The organism is Bacillus sp. GMs2/2, from assembly GCF_050172095.1.
Classification (GTDB): domain Bacteria; phylum Bacillota; class Bacilli; order Bacillales; family Bacillaceae_G; genus Bacillus_A; species Bacillus_A cereus.
In genome coordinates, this window is sequence record NZ_JBNLYE010000751.1 from 1 (window position 1) to 1,002 (window position 1,002).

Below are 1,002 nucleotides of genomic sequence, written 5' to 3' on the forward strand. Positions count from 1 at the left end.
ATGTTCTTAGAGGACGTATAATCAATGCTTAATTACTAATAAAGATTGTAATCATAGGAGGAGAAATGAAAGTTACAAAGTAAAATATACAAGCTATTAAATTTATCCCGCATTAAGATCCCCACCTCAAAATTCAGCGGAAGCAAAGAAGTTAAGTGAGGCATTAACTGCCAATAAAAGCTCGATTGGTTCAACTAATAATAAGTGGGGATAAACACTCCACCAATTATTAAAGTTTCACTTTATAAAATCAACAAAAGCGTTATTTTAGAAAAAAAGGTGACTCAGCAATTCTGTCAGCCGAGTCACCCAGTACTATCGATCCAAATAATATTTTTTATATGTAGTTATAGCGGTTTCTTAGCGGCTAACTCAAAATGGCAGTCGAAGAACAAAGAATTTTATTTTAGAAAGTATTAGATTTTACTATGTTAATGCTACAACAGCAAGAGTTAAGCCCAACGTATTTAATGTATTAGAATATGGTCCTACATTAACAGTAAGAGTACTTGTTATACCTAAAGGTGTAGTGAAAATAGCGGGTGCTGATACAGAAGTGAATCCTGCAGTATATCCCAAAGAAGTACCAGAGCCAATGATTGGATTATTATTCAAATACATAGTGATACCTGCCGAATTACCTCCTGGTTGAATGATAACTTGCACTTCATAGATTGCCAAATAGGTTCTTCCACCTTCAAGTAAAACAGTTGTTGGTGGTGTGAATGAGATTGCCGTACCATTAGAATTTACCACGGTATCTAGTGGAATCGCAGAATTTACAGAAACTATTGATGGGGTAGTTTGAACAACATTTAAACTGTTAGCCGTGGGGGATGGACAAGTGCAAGGTTTGTGAATGTTAGAGTTATTATCATTTTGGTAATTCACAAATAATCAAGCTCCTTTGCGTAAGATAATTTTTTTATCCTATATAAAACGTAGCTTTTTTGTATCTAAGTTATTTTTAAAGAGAAGTTGAATATTGTTGGTCAGTTAAAT

1 protein-coding gene is annotated in these 1,002 nt (G+C 33.7%); it reads right to left on the minus strand.

All coding sequences use genetic code 11. The features are described from left to right. Nucleotides 1-426: 426 nt before the first annotated feature. Complete coding sequence (locus ACQGS6_RS29260; RefSeq protein WP_001109248.1) at nucleotides 427-891, minus strand: hypothetical protein; 465 nt, start codon at nucleotides 889-891, stop codon at nucleotides 427-429. Between the last annotated feature and the right edge of the window lie 111 nt (nucleotides 892-1,002).